The organism is Pseudoalteromonas sp. NCIMB 1079 (assembly GCF_040567695.1).
GTDB classification, from domain to species: domain Bacteria; phylum Pseudomonadota; class Gammaproteobacteria; order Enterobacterales; family Alteromonadaceae; genus Pseudoalteromonas; species Pseudoalteromonas distincta.
Window position 1 is genome coordinate 780596 of sequence record NZ_JBEWZA010000001.1, and the last position, 19728, is coordinate 800323.

The following is a 19728-nucleotide window of genomic DNA, read 5'->3' on the forward strand; positions in this document are numbered from 1 at the left end:
TTACTCTTTTATTAATGGCAAGGTTATATTAGCACACAAGCCACCTAGTTCTTTATTTGATAATACTAAACTGCCGCCATGCGCAGTAATAGCATTTTTTGCAATCGCCAGCCCTAAACCCGTACCGCCACTTACGCGATCCCGCGCATCTGATTGCCTAAAAAAGGGCTCACAAAGCTTGCTCAGTTGATCATCGGGCACACCAGAGCCATCATCACATATTTCTATATAAATGGCATCTGTGTGCTTTAGAGTAATGCTAATTGTATTGTTTGCGTATTTAATAGCGTTACGAAGTAGATTTTCAAGCGCACTGGCAATAAGTGTTTCGTCGCAATTAATATTTACGTCTACAGCGCCCACTATATTAAGCTGCTTATTATTTTGTTTTGCTTCAAACTGCGCATCGTTAATAACGTGATCTACAATTATTTGTAATGATTGTTTTTGCAGTGAAAGCGCTTGGCTTTTTGCTTCTAAGCGAGAAACTTGCAGCACGTCGGCAATCATCTTATCAAGTTGGTTTGCTTCTTTTTCTATGCGTAATAAATACGACTGGCTAGCGTCGTTAGCTTGCATTTGCGCAAGACCGGTAGCCATTTTTAAACGCGTAAGGGGCGAGCGTAACTCATGTGATATGTCGGCTAATAAGCGTTTTTGTGAACTAATTAAAAGCTCTAGCTGATTGGCCATGCTGTTAAAGTCTCGCCCAAGTATTCCCAGCTCATCTTTTCGGTTTACAGAAATGTCGGCTCTTGCGCTTAGGTTGCCCGCTGATAGTTTAATAGCTGCTTTTTTAAGACTATTTATAGGGGCTATTAAGTTACGGCTAAATACAAAGCTTAAAATAAGAGAGGCAACAATTGCGATGACTATTTTCATCCAATTAGGCATAAGCTTAAAGCGCATTAATAGCGGCGGTTGATGGTTAATATCTATTTCATAAAGATAAAAACTCCCTTCAGGCACGTTTATGTTAACAGGGCCGAAGGCTTGATATTTTTCAGTAAAAATAATTTGTGGTGACATATTTTGAGTAAAGTTTAATAAACTTAAGTCGATGCTCTCTGGCACCTCTTTACTACTAAGGGAGTCTTCGCTTTGAGCTGCGCTTAAGTATAAAAGTTTACGCTTTGATAGGCGAGGGTGTACTAATACATCGCTTAGGCTGCGCTTATGTTTAATAGCAGTGCGCTCAATACTTTTGGCGGTATATATTAAGTTTTTTTTCATAGGGCCATAAAGCGGCTTGTTAGTTACCGCGTTAATAGCGGTAATGTTACTTAAAAATATAAGCGCTGCAACGGTGCCGATTATAGTTAACCAAAACCAAATAAATATTTTAAAAAATAGGTAGTGCCCAGGGTGCTTTAACCAAGCAAAATAAGTGCTTTTATTCGCCTTGGATAAAGACATAACCTGTACCTCGCATTGTTTTAATTCGCTCGCCTGGAATATGCTCCGCAATTTTTTTACGGATATTACTTACATGCATATCGATAGAGCGATCAAAAGAAGCTAAACGCCTGCCTAGCACTTCTTCGCTAATTTGCTCTTTACTAACAACTTCGCCTGCATTTTTACACAATAGCGTGAGTATTTCGTACTCTGTACCGGTAAGGGTTAGTGTAGAGCTGTCTATTGAGGCCTCTCGCGCTGCAAGGTTAACAGTAATACCATTAACGAGTAACTTACTCGTTGTAGCTGCATTTAAGCTATTAATGTGCTCTATACGGCGTGTTATCGCTTTTACGCGGGCTAGTAATTCACGATGATTAAAAGGCTTTGGAATATAATCGTCAGCGCCTAGCTCTAAACCAAAAATACGGTCAAAGTCTTCACCTTTTGCAGTAAGCATTATTACAGGGGTGAGCTTTGTTTGCCTAAGTTGTTTGAGTACTTCAAAGCCATCAAGCGTTGGTAGCATTACATCAAGCAGTATAAGTGCGTAGTCGTTTGCTTGTGCTAGTTTAAGGCCCTGCTCACCGTCGTGTACGCTTTGTATTTCAAAGCCTTGAGCAGTTAAATATTCACTTAATAGCTCACAAAGGCCCGTATCGTCATCAATCATTAATAGTTTCATTTACAAACCCTTAGAGTTGTTTATAGCGTTATTTTACCCGCTAAATAGTGCAAAGGTGAATCTTTACACAACCTTTACACTGCTTTGCGTTACTTTGCGTTGAGTTAGGTATAGTTAACTCACTGGCTTAGCAGCCACAATCGCTCAACCAACCAATTCAATATTAAGGTAATGATTATGACTAAAGTAAACACACTTTCAAAATTAGTACTTATCTGTGGCTTAGCAACAGCAACGCTTGGTGCTGGTAGCGTGTTAGCTAAAGGCGACGGACATAAGCAAGGCCATTCTCAAGCTCGTTTTTTACTTTCTGAGCGCGGCGTTGAAAAATTAAACCTAACAGATGAGCAGCAAACTAAGCTAAAAGCTATTTTTGAAGCACAAAAAACACAAATGAAAGCATTGCGCGGCGACGATAAAGAAGCCCGTAAAGCAATGCGTGAAGCGCACAAAGCAAAAATGGATGCGTTACTTTCGGCGGCAACATTTGACGAAAATGCAGCTAAAGAGCTATTAAACGAACGCCGCGAAAAAGGTGAGCAATTTGGTTTAATTAAACTAAAAACGCAGCACCAAGTAATGCAAGTTCTCAACGCTGAGCAAAAAGAGAAGTTTGCTAAAATGCAAAAGCGTATGAATAAAAAGCATCGTAAGCAAAAAGACTAATCGTTCAATTATATTGAACACTAAAAAGCCAGCATCGCGCTGGCTTTTGTGCTTTTAAATGAAAAATTCAGCGTTTACTTAAAAAAGTCATCTTCATTTTTAGCCAGCATAGCTTCAATATCTTCAATCATGTATTGGCTAAACTCTTCTGCTGAGGTGATTGGCGCAGAAATTTTATTATTTTCAAACGACCATTCACCCAAATCAATTAGCTGACAGCGCTTGGAGCAAAAAGGGCGAAATGGGCTTTGCTCTGACCATTCAACTTTAGTTTTGCAGGTCGGGCAGTTTACAACAGTAGGCATAATTTACTCTTTACAATCTTTTTCTGCATTTTACATTACTTAGATATGAGTCTCTAGGTATAAGTAAGGCTCTGAGTTTAGTGTTCAGAACCTTGTCACTTTTACTATGGACCTTTAAAAATTAGTCACGCGATTAATTTCACCAAGGGATGTAAGACCATCGGCTGCTTTGCGTAAACCCGATAAACGTAAATTATTAAATCCGGCTTTAAGTGATACATCTGCTATTTCAAGCGAGTTACCACCGCGCATAATAATTTGGGCAATTTCAGGGGTAATTTGCATTACTTCGTAAATACCCACTCGGCCTTTATAACCATCGGTACAGCTATCACACCCTTTAGGTGTATATAATGTCATTTCTTCAATTTGCTCGGAACTAAACCCCTGGCGAGTCAGTTCTTCACTCGGAAGTTGTTCCGGCGTTTTACACTTGGGGCACAAACGACGTGCTAAGCGTTGGGCTATTATTAAGCTGATCGAACTTGCTACGTTATAAGCCGGCACACCCATATTTAATAAACGGGTGATTGTTTCTGGTGCTGAGTTTGTATGCAATGTTGATAAAACCAAGTGACCTGTTTGCGCCGCTTTTATTGATATTTCTGCGGTTTCTAGGTCACGTATTTCACCTACCATAACTACATCAGGATCTTGACGTAAAAATGCACGCAATGCGTTGGCAAAAGTCATATCGGCTTTAATATTAATTTGTACTTGGTTTACACCTTCAAGGTTAATCTCAACCGGATCTTCCGCAGTACTAATATTACGCTCAGGCTGGTTTAATATATTTAAACCTGTGTATAGCGATACTGTTTTACCAGAACCCGTTGGCCCTGTTACAAGTATCATCCCTTGAGGCTGGGCAAGCGCATCCATATACAATTTTTTCTGCTCAGGCTCATAGCCTAATACATCAATGCCTAACATAGCGCTTGATGAATCAAGGATACGCATTACTATTTTTTCGCCCCACAAGGTAGGCATGGTACTTACACGAAAGTCGATACTTTTGCGTTCAGTAATTTTTAGTTTTATACGGCCATCCTGTGGTTTACGTTTTTCGGCGATATCGAGTCTCGACATAACCTTAATGCGCGCAGAAAGCTTGGTTGCTAATGTATTAGGTGGGCTTGCCACTTCATGCAAAATGCCGTCAATACGAAAACGAATACGGTACTTGTGCTCATACGGTTCAAAGTGTAAATCAGACGCCCCTTTTTTAATGGCATCCATTAAAATTTTGTTGATGTAAACGATGATAGGCGCATCATCTTTATCGTCATCTTGTGGTGCTGTATCTCTTTGGCTTTCTGAGTCTAAATCAGCAAATTCTTGAAACTCGTCATCAGTTAGATTTAAGCTACCAGTGGCATCTAGTAACTGCTCAATTTTGTTATCGAGTTGAATATAATCAACAACAACAATTTCGCATGAAAGACCGGTACTAAACTCAAAGTTTTCGAATGCGCCGTAATCTGTTGGGTCTGATGCTGCTATATAAACTTTTCGATCTTTTTGAACAAGCGGCAAAATGTGATGTTTACGTATGAGTTTTTCTTTTACGAGATCGGCCGGGATTTTTGTAAGATCAAAGTCTTTTAAATCAAAATAAGGTACGCGAAACAAATCAATACATTGTTCAGCTAAATCTTTACTATCGATTTTTCCACATTTAGAAATAAGCTCAGCTGTTGAGGCAAATTCATTTTGTTTGTTTTTAACCGTGTCGGCATCAATGCGGCCAAGGGTTATAAATTTTCTCAATAACGGTGAGTTAATATTCATTGCGCACCTGTTTTATTCCTTCAATAGTTAGCAATTTATCAGAAAAAAGAAGGGGATTACATCTCCTTTCATTCTTTGTTGTGATTTTACTAACTAAAATACGAGTTTGTGTGAGTTAGGACAGTGTTAACATGAGTTAGTTTTGTTGTGTAATGCATATTGTAGGTACTTTTTATGAAGATCAACAAGTTCTATATGCACTAGGTTTAAACTACGGTCGTTATTTAAAATATCATTCGCTTTTTGCTGTTTATCGGCACGTGACATTTGTGAGGCAATAATACTTTTAACTTGCTCAATATTTGTGCTGTCACGTTTTACTGTACGCACTATTTGTACAGAGGTTGGTACATCAATAAGTAGGGTATGGTCGCAATACTTATCAAGATTATTCTCAAACAATAAAGGCGCTACTAAAACAACATAAGGGCTAGTTGCATTATTTAAATCGTTTAGTATTTTTGACCGAATAAGAGGGTGCAGCAACGCATTAAGCCATTCTTTGTCACTGTTGTTAGTAAATATTTTTGCGCGCAGCGCTGCTCTATTTAATGTGCCATCTGGCAATAAAATACCTTTGCCAAAGTGTGCTGTAATCGCTTTTAGCCCTTTGCTATTTGGGAGTACGACTTCACGCGCAATTATATCGGCATCAACTATTGTAATACCAAGCTCTTCAAACATGTTACTGATGGCCGTTTTACCACAGCCAATACCGCCTGTTAAGCCTAATACCCAGCTGTTTACTTTAGTTATTTGCTCACTCATTTTAATAACCTATTAAATTAAAATAAGCGCCTTGAATTTGGTTGCCCCAAAGCATAGTGATCCAGCCTGCTATCGCTAAATAAGGGCCAAAAGGGATAGGGGTCGCTTTGTCTTTACCTTGTATGCTCAACAGTGCAATACCTATAATGGCACCCACTACGCTCGAAAGCAGAATAATAGTAAGTAATGACTGCCAGCCAAGTAATGCCCCAAATACAGCAAGCAATTTAAAATCGCCATAGCCCATCCCTTCTTTGCCGGTTAATAGCTTAAATAACCAAAATACGCTCCATAAGCTTAAATAACCACAAGCAGCGCCAATAATGGCATCAGTAGGCGTAATTGTGTAACCTAATACCGAGGCAATAAGTGCAAGCCATACAAGCGGTAATGTAAGCTGGTCTGGCAGTAACATGTGATCAATATCAATAAAGGTCAGTGCGACTAAAATCCACGTTACAAAAATATATAAAAGGGCTTGCTCGGTCGCACCAAAGCTATAGGCAACAATTAAACTTAATAGGGCAGTAATTAGCTCTACAGCAGGGTAGCGAGCAGAAATAGGGTTACTGCAACTCGCGCATTTACCTTTAAGTATTAACCAACTAATTATAGGGATATTCTGCCAAGGCTTTATGGCTGTTTTACATTTAGGGCAGGTAGAATTGGGCCTTACTAAGTTAAAAGGCTCATTGATATTAGCTTGTTTAGATTTATTAGCTGTAAGCTCATCTTCTAACAGTAGTCTACATTCACTTTGCCACTCACGTTGCATCATCAGCGGTAAGCGATAAATAACCACATTTAAAAAGCTACCGATACATAAACTAATTAAGCCAACTGTGGTTAAATAAAACCACAATTGGCTTTGCATTACTTCAATAATACTTTGCATCATATTACCTGAAAATTATTTTAAAAATTAAGCGTTTAAAAATTAAGTGAAATTATTATCACAAAGAGAAGTGAAAGAGAGTAAATGAGAAAACATTAATAGCTATGCCTTACCAAAAAGTAAGCCTCTCTTTTATTTCCTGTAAATTGTTATTTTTGGTAATTAAATAACAGAGCCAAGTTGGAAAATAGGTAAGTACATCGCAACAATCAAGCCACCAACAAGTACACCCAGTACGGCCATAATAAGTGGCTCAAGTAGGCTTGAAAGGCCGTCTACTGCATCATCAACTTCTTGCTCGTAAATAGTTGCAACTTTCGCAAGCATGCCATCTAATGAGCCTGACTCCTCACCAATCGCGACCATTTGTATTACCATATCAGGGAATATTTTTGAGTTACGCATTGCCCAGTTCATCTGATTACCAGAGCTTACTTCTACTTTAATATCTAAAATGGCATAACGGTAAACGGCATTACCTGAAGCGCCTGCGGCTGAATCAAGTGCATCAACCAGCGGCACACCAGCGGCAAACGTGGTCGAAAGAGTACGTGCATAGCGAGCAACAGCCGCTTTATTTAAAATCATGCCAATCACAGGGAGTTTTAGTATTGCTCTGTCGGTTGCATCTCTTAGTTTTAAACTTCTGAGCTTGGCTTCTTTAAACGCGTATCCAAAGGCAAACATCCCAACAAGAATCATCCACCAATATGCTTGCATAAAGTTAGATATACCAATTACAAATAAAGTAAATGCAGGAAGTTCAGCACCAAAGCCTGCAAAAATATCTTGAAACTGTGGCACTACAAATATTAGTAATATTGAGGTAACAATACCGGCAATTACTAATACCGAAATAGGGTAAAACATCGCCTTTTTAATTTTTGACTTTAGTGCTTCAGACTTTTCTTTATAAATAGCGACACGATCAAATATTCTATCAAGCGCACCTGACTGCTCACCTGAGGCTACTAGGTCACAATATAAATCATCAAAATAGCGGGGGTGTTTTCTAAGCGCTGTAGATAATGGTTGGCCTGCTTTTACTTCATCGGCAATAGTTTCCATTAATTTGACGACACTTTTATTGGTCGAGCCAGAGCCAATCATTTCAATGGCCTGTATTAAAGGAACTCCCGCCATCAACATAGTCGCAATTTGGCGAGTAAGTAGTGCTATATCTTTAGGGGTTACCTTTTGAACACTTTGAATGCCAAATAACGGTTTTGCTTTACGCTTTACTTTTGAGGGAGTTATACCTTGCTTACGAAGTTGGGCTTTTACTAACGCAATACTATTACCAGTAAGCTCGCCTTCAAGTTTTTTCCCTCGTGCACTTACACCGACCCACTGAAAAGTATCGAGGCCTTTATCTTGTTGTTTTTTTGCCATTAAGAGTACCCAGCTGAATTTGCTTTAAAACTTCATTATTATAAGCATAACTTAAACTAATGATTCTTGGTAGAAAAGTTGGGCGCTTTAAAATCGTTGCCCAACGGACCAAAACCTAGGTCCGTAAATATACCCTTTATCAGGATCAATATTATTATAAATACTTATCGCTTTTTGTAAGTAAAGGTACCATGCAAAGATAAATAAAATGGCTATTAAAGCTTTTAAGTATTTATTTATGGAAATGCTTTGGTTATTTTTTTTATTAATTCTTCCAAGTAGCAACCCCCACATGATAAATAAGAGTGTTTGCGAAACCGGCATTACATGCACACCAGAGAATAGTGAGTATGTAATTCCTATAGCAAAAGAATAAAAGAGACTTTCAGTAATGATATCTTTTTTATGACATTTCAAATGTGTTATAGCTTTTTGAAGTGTTGTAAAAACAACGGCTAAAATACACATAAGGGCGATTAAGCCCCACTCATTTAAAATTTCAATTAACGAATTATGAGGATGGCTAAAAGGAGCTGAGCTGCCAAGTGACATTTCAAACACTCCAGGACCATTGCCGATAAATAAATGCTTTAAAGATAGATTAGAAAGGGTATTAAACCATAAATCAATACGTCCCGAGGAGGATGTGCGTAGTATTTCGGCCCCTCCCTTATTTAATGAGTCCAGAGCATAAAAAGCAATACAACTTAATATAAAGCAAGCTAATCCAATAAGTACTTGTTTTTTTAATGTGGTTTTTAAAGCAAGAGCAAAAATAGAGAAAGCTAAAAATGAGAGTAATGCCCCACGAGCTTGCCCAATAAATATAAGTAATAAGTTTAAAAATAAAATAATAAATACAATACGCTGAATGCTTTTAAATTTTAGGAGTAGCACCAAAAATGGAAGAACAAACACTTGTACTTGATTAAAAAAGCGAATGTTAATAAAACCGGAGTAGATTATGTATGGGTTTAATGGTTGTTGCTCTGATAGCGTAAAAGTAATATTTAGCAAACATATTAAAATCAAGCTCGTATGAGTTATCAATAATGCATAAATGATAAATAAAATAGATTTTTTATTATTTATAGTACCTACATAGCACATAGTTAAAATAAGTAGACTTATATGAAACGTATAAAGCAAACTAAAGCTTTGCTCCATACTCATTAATGCAGATAAGCAACCACTGAAAATAAAAATCAAGTACAACACACTGCTTTTTTTATTTAGTGAAAGCTTAAAAGTAGGTTTTTTATTACCTAAAAAAGCAGTAAGCACTAGAAGGCTTATACTAAGCAAAAAAGCTATTTGGATGATACGCTGGTGATTATGATAATCGTAGGAAATTACAGGTACTAAAGGTATTAGCGTACATAGAAAAAACAAGCTGATAAGCGATGATTTTATTATATTCATGAATGCTGATTCTTACGCATTAAAAAAGCGCCAAATTAGGCGCTTTTAGTAATCAATAAATGATTAAGAATGAGGGCAGCTTTTAGGTGCTAGGGCTTGACCATCTTCAGATGAAATGTCCGATGTTACACATGACCATTCTCCAGCATCACTTCTATTCCAAGTGAGTTTTGCGCCAGCTACTTGTGTTGGAGCACTTAAAATTGCACAAGTAATAGAAGTTGCTGTTGTAGTGATAGTACAATTTTTAGTCGGGGTGGTTAGGCCTATGTCAGCAACAGGAGGAGCAGTTGCAAGTCCATTGTTTTTTGCTATTTCAAAACCAGTTCTACCAGCTGATATTTCAGCTAAACCAGCAGTTAGTTTAGATGTTGCTTGATAATTTGAGTATGCAGGCAATGCGATTGCAGCAAGAATACCGATGATTGCTACTACAATCATTAATTCAATTAGGGTGAAACCCTGTTGTTTTTGAGTCATTGTTTTCATGTTTCCTCTCCTAAAGGATAGATTTTTGTAACTTAAATCACTTAAGCGGCAAATGCCTCACTTAATTTAACTGATTTACTTTACAGTTTTACTTAAAATTAATTTTATTACACTTTAGCTTTAGAGTATGAAACACAAAAGCCGTATGTGAATTCATTATGTTTAGTACTAACTATAAAAGTTTACTAAGTGCACTACATGTTGTAGCAACAAATAGTATAGGCATAAAGTAAGTAGTTTAGTTGCTTTAGTTTTTAATTATGTCTTTAAAAACTAAAGGTACTAGTTATTTACGACTACTTTTTAAAATAAAATAGTACAACAGAATTAGTCTACCATTTTATTTTAGTATTTAGCACGTATCTTCTTATAAAAAAGCGATTTTATTTAACAAAATGTTACAAAGTAAGCCTTTCGGGTTATTTAATGCTTTTTTACTTAACTTGTCAATCGATTAGCGGTATTAATTGGCAGTTGTTGCTTTAAAATTGTTCAAAACGCATCGATAAATCGATTGATTGTAAGTTTTTTGTTAACGCTCCGCTTGATATAAAATCGACGCCGGCTTGTGAATAAGTTTTGAGCGTTTCTAGGGTCATATTGCCTGAAACCTCTAGTTTTGCACGTTTGTTGGTCAAAATTACAGCTTGTTTAATTTGCTCTACGCTAAAATTGTCGAGCATGATTATGTCGGCACCAGCCTCAATCGCTTGCTTAAGTTCAGGGAGTGATTCTACTTCTACTTCAACAGGTTTGTTTGGGTGGTTTTGTTTAGCTTGAGCTACGGCTTTGTTTATTGTGCCACATGCCGCTATGTGATTTTCTTTAATTAAAAAAGCATCAAATAACCCAATACGATGGTTTGCACCCCCGCCACATTTTACTGCGTATTTTTGAAGAGCGCGCAGACCAGGTATGGTTTTGCGTGTATCGAGTAGTTGCGTAGTTGTACCACTTAACTCTTTTACATAATGTGCTGTAGTAGTTGCAGTGCCTGATAACGTTTGCACAAAGTTAAGTGCTGTACGTTCGGCAGTTAATATTGAACGAGCCGAGCCAATAGCGGTAAATAATGTGCAGTTTGCTTTAACTGCGTCGCCATCATTTATAAGTACGTTAACCTTAACGCTTGGGTCTACTTGTTTGAATACTTCAAGGATGATGTCTTTTCCGCAAAAAATGCAGTCTTCGCGAGTGATTACTTTGGCGCTTGCTTGCTCATTTTGTGGGATCAATTGCGCGGTAATATCGCCTTCTTGTGCGGTTTGATAATTTAGATCTTCGTCGAGTGCAAGAGTGACAAGTTGGCTAACTAAAGAGTGCGGGATAGACATAATAAAAGCTCATAAGCGTTAATAAATTAAGCAAATTTTACTATGTTTATAAAAGAAAGAGAAGCGATTGCCTTTTCACCAATATAAAGATAAGCGCTTGAAGTAAATTCACACCTACGTGTGGGTTTAAATTGTCTATAGGTGAGGTTTTATGCCTCGCTTTTAATTTCAACAGTTACGTTACATGAGCGGATGTAAATTCGCACCTACGTGTGGGTTTGAATTATCTGTAGGTGAGGTTTTATACCTCGCTTTTAATTTCAAAAGTTATGTTACATGAGCGGATGTAAATTCGCACCTACGTGTGGGTTTGAATTATTTGTATGTGAGGTTTTATACCTCGCTTGTTACTATCATTGTTTTAATAAATCCTTTAGCATCAGTACTATGTATCTCTTGATATTTATATAATAAACGTATCATGAAAATAGATTTAAACGGTGTTTTAAGTACGGTAGCGCAGCGGCCTTGTTCGCATTTTGATGAGCGACCTGATGAGGCTGATATTTCTTTATTGGTGATTCACAATATATCATTGCCAGCGGGGCAGTTTGGTACATCTTTTGTTGATGAGTTATTTATAGGTAGCATTGACTGCAATGCTCACTCGAGTTTTAGTGACTTAAAAAATTTACGTGTATCGGCCCATTGCTTTATAAAGCGCACCGGTGAGGTTATACAATACGTGCCTTTTGAAAAGCGTGCTTGGCATGCTGGCCAATCTGAGTTTGAGGGCGTATCTGCTTGTAATAACTTTAGCATTGGCATTGAGCTTGAAGGTACCGACACCACGCCATACTCTTTAGCGCAATACGAAGTATTAACTACACTTAGTAAATCTATAATACAACGCTATCCAAAAATTACCCCTTCGCGTATTGTGGGGCATTGCGATATTGCTCCAGGGCGTAAAACCGATCCTGGTAGTAGCTTTAATTGGCCATTGTTTTTTAATATGCTTGAACAACTAAGTTAAGAGAGTTATTCCCATGATTTTAGTTTCTATAATAATTGCATTAATTCTGGAGCGTTTAGGGGCTCGGTCTAATTACTGGCAGATAAGCTACTACACAAATGCTTATTTAAATCGCTCTAATAAGCTACTAGGTGACAAAGGCTTATTTAGTTCTGTACTGGGCTTTTTAATTTGGCTTTTACTCCCAGTAATAGCAATAGCGTTTATTTATTGTTTATCTGATTTTGTACTATGGCAGTTAGCTATTAATATTGCTGTGCTTTTGGTTTGCTTTGGTTGTGCCAAACAGCGTGCTTTATATAAGTCTTACTTAAATGCTTTAACGCGAGATGACGGTACTGCTGCATCTTTATATGCGTTGCAAATAGGTCAAAAGCGTACTGATGATCAAGAGGGTGGCGAAACTTTTGGGCAAACATTGGCATGGGTAAACTTTAGATTTTACTGTGCGGTGATTTTTTGGTTTGTTGTTTTAGGCGCGCCGGGCGCCGTTTTATATGCACTGGTACGTACTTTAGTTGATTTAGTACGAGATGATCATAAAGTAATATTTGCTAAGCGTTTTAAACTTATACATAAACTACTGTTCTGGCTTGACTGGTTGCCTGCGCGCATCACCAGCTTTGGTTATTTAGTAATAGGTAACTTTAATAAAGGCACAAGCTGTTGGCTACGTTACGTACTTAACTTTAAATCTCCAAACCGAGAAGTAGTAACATGTACTGCACTTGCTGCAGAGCAAGTTGAAAAGCGTTATTACGGCTGTACCTACGAGGCCACTTGTATGATTAAGCTGGTTAAGCGTAATGTGCTCTTTTACTTAGTACTTATAGCGTTGCTGACATTATTTGGCGGGCTGTCGTAGTCGCGATTTTACATCGCGCATTGTGTTTTTCGGTTGGGAGGTTAGTTGCCAAATGTCGCGGGATAAACCCGCTGCTACGAGTTTAGATAAATACTATCCCAATATGGGTAGTCTGCAATATTTTCTATTAAATTTGCACGCAAAGGGTTTGCGACTATGTATCTAGCACAGCTATTTAAGTCTTCGGTATTTCTTATTAAGTGATCATAAAACCCTTTTTGCCAAAGCTTTTGTCTGCCAAATTGTCTATACACCGTGGCTGAGCGTCCTTTGAAGCTTCTAATTACCTCACTTAATGTTGCGCTATCGGATAATTGTAATAACCAATGAATATGGTTTGGCATTATCACGAAAGTATTTGATTTAATTAGTTGCTCTCTTTCTAATCCCCTCATTTCATTGATAATAGCTCTATTAATTATTAAGCTTGTGAATAGGTTGTTTCGCTCATGACAAACCAGTGTAATAGCATAATATTGGTTTGCTTTTGATACTCTTCCCTTTCGTAATAAATATGAACGATGCATAACATACCCGTATTTTAGCAATCACAGACCCACGAATTTAAAGCATATGCAATTTTTATAAATTTGCGTAGTCGCGATTTTACATCGCGCATTGTGTTTTACGTTTAGGTAATTACTTGCACAATAGTCGCGGGGTAAACCCGCTGCTACGATATTGCGTAGTCGCGATTTTATATCGCGCATCGTGTTTTTTTGGTTGGGAGATTAGTTGCCAAATGTCGCGGGGTAAACCCGCTGCTACGATATTGCGTGATCGAAATTTTATATCGCGCATTGTGTTTTATATTTAGTGGACTGATCGTGTGTAAATTGCAGCTATTTCTTTGGTACTTTTATCCTGTTATTAATTTCTTTAATAAATTCAACTAGAGTTAACACTCTATTTTTCTGGTCAGACCAATTGTTTTCATCCTATTAACGTTATAACAATTTTTGTAAATTGCGCATTGTTTGATCTTCGTTCAAAATGCGTTACGCTACTTTAATTGCTCAAACTACCTGTAAATTGACAGCTAATAGTGTTTTTGATACCGTATTGAAAATTTTTGGTATGACCAATTTACCTTTTGGGTAAATCATACTACTTAAAGCCCCGTTTTATGGGCTCTTGGTATTTATACAACGCGGACGTTGATTCATGTCTTTAAAGATTAAAGCGGCAAAATTATCTGATGTTATTTTACAGCAACTTGAGAATATGATTCTTGAAGGCTCGTTAGCACCAGGTGAAAAGTTGCCACCAGAGCGTGAACTAGCAAAGCAGTTTGAAGTGTCTCGCCCGTCACTGCGTGAGGCAATTCAAAAATTAGAAGCGAAAGGTTTAGTTACGCGTCGCCAAGGTGGCGGCACGTTTGTAAAAAATCAGCTCGAAGAAGGGCTTACTGATCCACTTTTTGATTTGATTAGTAAACACCCTGAGTCGCAGTTTGATTTACTTGAATTTCGTCATGCATTAGAAGGGATTGCTGCTTACTACGCAGCACTGCGCGGGACCAGCAACGATTTTAGCAAAGTAAAACAAAGCTTTGATGAAATTGCCTTAGTTAATGATGATTTACAGCAAAAAGCAAAAGCAATTAATGCATTTCACTTTAGCGTGGCAGAAGCCTCGCACAATGTGGTGTTACTGCATTTAGTTAGAGGTATGAAAGCGCTGCTTGAGCAAAATGTATTGCAAAATTTAACTGTTCTATTAAAAAAGTCAGATATTAGCAGTCAGTTAGCCCAACACAGGCGTTTATTAATGGATGCCGTTATTGACGGTAATCCAGAACAAGCCCGTTTAGCAAGTAATGCGCACTTAGCATTTATCGAAGAAGCACTACTTGAAGCGGGCAAAGAGCATTCGCGAATTGAACGTAGTTTAAGACGCACTAAACAAAATTAAGTTAGTACATAACTACTTTGAACACACAAATTAAGTAGCTGTGATATTAAATTAACAATATTCGTATTTTAAACATAAGGAAACCTCCATATGTCTGAAGTCAATAAAATTGACGTAGACGCGCTAGAAACACAAGAGTGGTTACAAGCTCTTGAATCAGTTGTGCGCGAAGAAGGTGTTGAACGAGCTCAGTTTTTACTTGAGCAAGTATTAGAGCAAGCCCGTTTAGACGGCGTTGATATGCCAACGGGTATTACCACGAACTACGTTAATACTATTCCTGTAGATCAAGAACCTGCTTACCCGGGTGATGTAAATCTTGAGCGTCGTATTCGTTCAATTATACGTTGGAACGCGATTATGATCGTTCTACGTGCATCTAAAAAAGATCTCGACTTAGGCGGCCATATGGCGTCTTACCAATCATCTGCTGCATTTTATGAAGTATGTTTTAACCACTTTTTTAAAGCACCAAATGATGTAGACGGTGGTGACTTAGTTTATTACCAAGGTCATATTTCTCCAGGTATCTACGCACGTGCATTTGTTGAAGGTCGTTTATCGGCTGCGCAACTAGATAACTTCCGCCAAGAAGTTGATGGCGAAGGCTTACCATCGTACCCACACCCTAAGTTAATGCCTGAATTTTGGCAGTTCCCTACGGTATCAATGGGCTTAGGTCCTATTTCATCAATTTATCAAGCACGATTCTTAAAATACTTAGATGGTCGTGGCTTAAAAGACACTAAAAACCAACGTGTATATGCGTTTTTAGGTGACGGTGAAATGGATGAGCCAGAATCACGTGGTGCTATTTCTTTTGCTGCACGTGAAAAACTAGATAACCTTTGTTATTTAATTAACTGTAACTTACAGCGTTTAGACGGCCCAGTTATGGGTAACGGTAAAATTATTCAAGAGCTAGAAGGCTTGTTTAAAGGCGCTGGCTGGAACGTAATTAAACTAGTGTGGGGCAGCGGTTGGGATATTCTTCTAGCTAAAGACACAACAGGTAAATTACTACAATTGATGAACGAAACAATTGATGGCGATTACCAAACATACAAAGCTAAAGATGGTGCGTACGTACGTGAAAACTTCTTTGGTCGCTACCCTGAAACAGCTGCCCTTGTTGCAGATATGACAGATGACGAAATTTTTGCGCTTAAGCGTGGTGGTCATGAGCCATCAAAACTATTTGCTGCATTTAAAAAAGCAGAAGAGACAAAAGGTCGTCCAACTGTAATTCTTGCTAAAACTGTAAAAGGTTACGGCATGGGTGAAGCAGCTGAAGGTAAAAACATTGCGCACCAAGTGAAAAAAATGGACATGTCGCATGTTGCACATTTACGTTCACGCCTTGGTCTTGATGACTTAGTATCTGAAGAGCAATTAAAAGAATTACCATACCTAGAGCTTGAAGAAGGTTCACCTGAGTACAAGTACCTACATGCGCGTCGTGATGAGCTTAAAGGCTACACACCTAAGCGTATTCCACGTTTTAGTGAAAAACTTACGTTGCCAGAAGTAGATGCATTTAAGCCACTGCTTGAAGAGCAAAAGCGTGATATTTCTACTACTATGGGCTTTGTTCGTGCACTTAATATCTTATTAAAAGATAAAGGCATTGGTAAAAATATCGTACCAATTATTGCAGATGAAGCGCGTACATTTGGTATGGAAGGTTTATTTCGTCAAATCGGTATTTACAACCCGCATGGCCAAAACTACACGCCACAGGATCGTGATATTGTTTCTTACTATAAAGAAGCAACCTCAGGTCAAGTATTGCAAGAAGGTATCAATGAGTTAGGTGCTATGTCGTCATGGGTTGCTGCTGCAACTTCATACAGCACTAACGATTTACCAATGATCCCATTCTACATTTACTACTCTATGTTTGGTTTCCAACGTGTTGGCGACATGGCATGGATGGCGGGCGATCAACAAGCACGTGGTTTCTTATTAGGTGCTACAGCGGGTCGTACAACGCTAAATGGTGAAGGCTTACAACACGAAGATGGTCACAGCCACATTCTTGCAAACACGGTTCCTAACTGTGTTTCTTATGACCCAACTTACGCGTTTGAAGTTGCTGTTATTGTACAAGACGGTATTCGTCGTATGTACGGTGACGACCAAGAAAATATTTACTACTACCTAACGCTTATGAACGAAAACTACCATCAACCAGCTATGCCAGAAGGCGCTGAAGAAGGTATTCGTAAAGGTATTTACAAGCTTGAAAGTTACGAAGGTAAAAAAGCCAACGTACAGCTATTAAGCTCAGGTACTATTATGACTGAAGTGCGCAAAGCTGCTTCAATCTTAAGCGAAGAATATGGTATTGCATCAGATGTTTACTCAGTAACATCTTTCAATGAGCTAACGCGTGATGGTCAAGATGTTGAGCGTTTCAACATGCTTAATCCTGAAAGCGAGCAAAAAACAGCATTTATCACAAGCGTATTAAACGACTCTGTGACTGTTGCAGCAACGGATTACATGAAAAACTACGCAGAACAAGCGCGTTCATTCATTCCAAGCAGCAACTACAAAGTGTTAGGTACAGATGGTTACGGTCGTTCTGATAGCCGTGAAAACCTGCGTCGTCACTTTGAAGTTAACGCAAGCTACGTTGTTGTTGCTACGTTATCTGAACTTGCTAAACGCGGTGAAGTTGAGAAGTCAGTAGTTGTTGAAGCACTTAAAAAGTTCAACATCGACACTAACAAACTTAACCCACTGTACGCATAAGAGGTTTGCAATGAGTATTGAAATTAAAGTACCTGATATTGGTGACGACGAAGTAGAAGTAACCGAAATATTAGTAAGCGTTGGCGATAAAGTAGATGTTGACCAATCATTACTAAATGTTGAAGGCGACAAAGCATCAATGGAAATACCTGCTTCTCAAGCGGGGACTGTAAAAGAGATTAAAGTTAACGTTGGCGACACCGTTACAACAGGCTCTTTAGTATTTTTGTTTGAAGGCGAGAGTGAAAGCACTGATGAGGAAAATACATCAGCCGCTGCTCCAGCTAAATCTGAAGAGGCAGCACCAGCTGCTTCTACAGGTTCTTCAATTAAAGAAGTAACTGTACCAGATATTGGCGATGATGAAGTTGAAGTAACTGAAATCATGGTTGCTGTTGGTGACACCGTTGAAGAAGAGCAATCTATCTTAAACGTGGAAGGCGACAAGGCAGCAATGGAAGTTCCAGCTCCATTTGCCGGCACAGTTAAAGAAATTAAAGTAGCCGCTGGCGACACAGTTAAAACTGGCTCGTTAGTGTTTGTTTTTGAAGTAGCAGGAAGTGAATCTGCAGCACCGGCTAAAGAGTCGGCTCCTGTAGAAGCGCCAGCTGAGAGCTCAACAGCAAGTTCAGCACCAAGCACTAAAGAAGTTAATGTACCTGATATTGGTGGCGATGAAGTTGAAGTAACTGAAATTATGGTTGCCGTTGGCGATGAAGTTTCAGAAGATCAATCAATCTTAAACGTTGAAGGCGACAAAGCTGCAATGGAAGTACCAGCTCCATTTGCAGGTACAGTTAAAGAAATTAAAGTAGCCGCTGGCGATAAAGTATCGACTGGTTCATTAATTTTTGTATTTGAAGTTGCAGGCAGTGCGCCAGCGGCATCTGCACCAGCTGAAAAATCAGCACCTGCAGCAGCGGCTAAAACTGAGTCAGCACCGGCTCAAGCAGCACCTGCAAAAGCAAGTAATGAAAGCTTCACAGAAAACAGCGCGTATGCTCATGCATCGCCAGTTGTTCGCCGTTTAGCGCGTGAGTTTGGTATTAACCTAGCCAATGTTAAAGGCACCGGTCGCAAAGCCCGTATAGTTAAAGAAGACGTGCAAAACTATGTTAAAAACCTAGTTAAGCAAGTTGAATCTGGTCAATTATCTGCAGGCAGTAGCGCAGGTGGTAGTGAGCTTGGTCTTATTCCATGGCCTAAAGTAGATTTTGCTAAATTTGGCGAAATTGAAGAGAAAAAGCTGTCTCGCATTCAAAAGCTATCAGGTAAAAACTTACACCGTAACTGGGTACAAATCCCACATGTTACACAATTTGATGAAGCTGATATCACAAGCCTTGAAGTATTCCGTAAAGAGCAAAATGCACTTAGCGAGAAGAAAAAACTTGGCGTTAAAATCACACCACTTGTGTTTGTGATGAAAGCAGCAGCTAAAGCACTTGCAGACTTCCCAACATTTAACTCTTCACTGTCTAACGACGGCGAAAGTTTAATTCTTAAGAAGTACATTAACATTGGTGTTGCTGTTGATACGCCAAATGGTTTAGTAGTGCCAGTGTTTAAAGATGTTGATAAAAAAGGCATTATTGAATTATCACGTGAACTAATGGAAGTATCTGTTAAAGCACGTGACGGTAAGCTTACATCGTCTGATATGCAAGGTGGCTGTTTTACTATCTCTAGCCTTGGCGGTATCGGCGGTACGGCATTTACGCCGATTGTTAATGCGCCAGAAGTTGCTATTTTAGGTGTATCTAAATCTGAAATGAAACCTAAATGGAATGGCAAAGAGTTTGAACCAAAACTAATGGTTCCGCTGTCTATGTCATACGACCATAGGGTTATTGACGGAGCATTAGCTGCACGCTTTACTGTGACTCTTGCAAGTTACATGAGCGATATTCGCCAGTTGGTGATGTAACCAGTTTAGTAAAATTGGTATACGCAATAAAATAAATAGAATCAAATCCCAGCCAGTTGTTTTTAGCTGGGATTTTTACCATTTGCAATGATACAATCTTTGTACGAATTGCATCACTTTGTGCGCTGCTCACTCTTTCTGCCT

General features: G+C 38.6%; 17 protein-coding genes. 6 read left to right on the top strand and 11 right to left on the bottom strand.

What is annotated here, in order from left to right; genetic code table 11:
• Window positions 1-1416, bottom strand: coding sequence for an ATP-binding protein (locus ABX891_RS03645; RefSeq protein WP_354628927.1), 1416 nt, complete (start codon window positions 1414-1416; stop codon window positions 1-3).
• Window positions 1394-2083: a response regulator gene (locus tag ABX891_RS03650; protein WP_024600142.1), complete on the bottom strand. Its 690-nt coding sequence runs from the start codon at window positions 2081-2083 to the stop codon at window positions 1394-1396. Before ABX891_RS03650 ends, ABX891_RS03645 begins: the two co-directional genes overlap by 23 nt.
• Window positions 2084-2260: 177 nt before the next feature.
• Here ABX891_RS03650 and ABX891_RS03655 point away from each other — a divergent pair, with 177 nt between their 5' ends.
• Complete coding sequence (locus ABX891_RS03655; RefSeq protein WP_354628928.1) at window positions 2261-2749, top strand: Spy/CpxP family protein refolding chaperone; 489 nt, start codon at window positions 2261-2263, stop codon at window positions 2747-2749.
• Between the two features lie 74 nt (window positions 2750-2823).
• Here ABX891_RS03655 and yacG read toward each other — a convergent pair whose 3' ends face one another.
• The 8 genes from yacG to nadC form a co-directional block, all read right to left on the bottom strand.
• On the bottom strand, window positions 2824-3054 hold the full coding sequence (gene yacG, locus ABX891_RS03660; protein WP_354628929.1) for a DNA gyrase inhibitor YacG: 231 nt from the start codon (window positions 3052-3054) through the stop codon (window positions 2824-2826).
• A gap of 114 nt (window positions 3055-3168) precedes the next feature.
• Window positions 3169-4845, bottom strand: a complete 1677-nt coding sequence (pilB, locus tag ABX891_RS03665) for a type IV-A pilus assembly ATPase PilB (RefSeq protein WP_354628930.1) — start codon at window positions 4843-4845, stop codon at window positions 3169-3171.
• Between the two features lie 126 nt (window positions 4846-4971).
• Window positions 4972-5613, bottom strand: coding sequence for a dephospho-CoA kinase (gene coaE / locus ABX891_RS03670; protein WP_354628931.1), 642 nt, complete (start codon window positions 5611-5613; stop codon window positions 4972-4974).
• 1 nt (window position 5614) lies between these two features.
• Complete coding sequence (locus ABX891_RS03675; RefSeq protein WP_354630105.1) at window positions 5615-6508, bottom strand: prepilin peptidase; 894 nt, start codon at window positions 6506-6508, stop codon at window positions 5615-5617.
• Between the two features lie 162 nt (window positions 6509-6670).
• Window positions 6671-7900, bottom strand: a complete 1230-nt coding sequence (locus ABX891_RS03680; RefSeq protein WP_354628932.1) for a type II secretion system F family protein — start codon at window positions 7898-7900, stop codon at window positions 6671-6673.
• Between the two features lie 87 nt (window positions 7901-7987).
• Window positions 7988-9322, bottom strand: coding sequence for an O-antigen ligase family protein (locus ABX891_RS03685; protein ID WP_354628933.1), 1335 nt, complete (start codon window positions 9320-9322; stop codon window positions 7988-7990).
• A gap of 63 nt (window positions 9323-9385) precedes the next feature.
• Window positions 9386-9811, bottom strand: coding sequence for a pilin (locus ABX891_RS03690; protein WP_354628934.1), 426 nt, complete (start codon window positions 9809-9811; stop codon window positions 9386-9388).
• 482 nt (window positions 9812-10293) lie between these two features.
• Complete coding sequence (gene nadC, locus ABX891_RS03695; protein ID WP_354628935.1) at window positions 10294-11145, bottom strand: carboxylating nicotinate-nucleotide diphosphorylase; 852 nt, start codon at window positions 11143-11145, stop codon at window positions 10294-10296.
• A gap of 421 nt (window positions 11146-11566) precedes the next feature.
• Here nadC and ampD point away from each other — a divergent pair, with 421 nt between their 5' ends.
• Window positions 11567-12121, top strand: a complete 555-nt coding sequence (ampD, locus tag ABX891_RS03700; RefSeq protein ID WP_354628936.1) for a 1,6-anhydro-N-acetylmuramyl-L-alanine amidase AmpD — start codon at window positions 11567-11569, stop codon at window positions 12119-12121.
• A gap of 13 nt (window positions 12122-12134) precedes the next feature.
• Window positions 12135-12986 carry a beta-lactamase regulator AmpE gene (ampE, locus tag ABX891_RS03705; protein ID WP_354628937.1) on the top strand — a complete coding sequence of 284 codons (852 nt, stop codon included), beginning with the start codon at window positions 12135-12137 and terminating at the stop codon, window positions 12984-12986.
• A 74-nt stretch (window positions 12987-13060) separates the two neighbouring features.
• Here the strand turns inward: ampE and ABX891_RS03710 are convergent, their stop codons facing one another.
• Window positions 13061-13513, bottom strand: coding sequence for an REP-associated tyrosine transposase (locus ABX891_RS03710; protein WP_197236623.1), 453 nt, complete (start codon window positions 13511-13513; stop codon window positions 13061-13063).
• Between the two features lie 637 nt (window positions 13514-14150).
• Here ABX891_RS03710 and pdhR point away from each other — a divergent pair.
• The 3 genes from pdhR (at window position 14151) to aceF (ending at window position 19584) form a co-directional block, all read left to right on the top strand.
• A complete protein-coding gene (gene pdhR, locus ABX891_RS03715) occupies window positions 14151-14900 on the top strand; it encodes a pyruvate dehydrogenase complex transcriptional repressor PdhR (protein ID WP_002957764.1) in 750 nt (249 codons plus the stop codon).
• 90 nt (window positions 14901-14990) lie between these two features.
• Window positions 14991-17657 carry a pyruvate dehydrogenase (acetyl-transferring), homodimeric type gene (gene aceE, locus ABX891_RS03720; RefSeq protein ID WP_354628938.1) on the top strand — a complete coding sequence of 889 codons (2667 nt, stop codon included), beginning with the start codon at window positions 14991-14993 and terminating at the stop codon, window positions 17655-17657.
• Window positions 17658-17667: 10 nt separating this feature from the next.
• A complete protein-coding gene (gene aceF, locus ABX891_RS03725; protein ID WP_354628939.1) occupies window positions 17668-19584 on the top strand; it encodes a pyruvate dehydrogenase complex dihydrolipoyllysine-residue acetyltransferase in 1917 nt (638 codons plus the stop codon).
• Window positions 19585-19728: the final 144 nt, after the last annotated feature.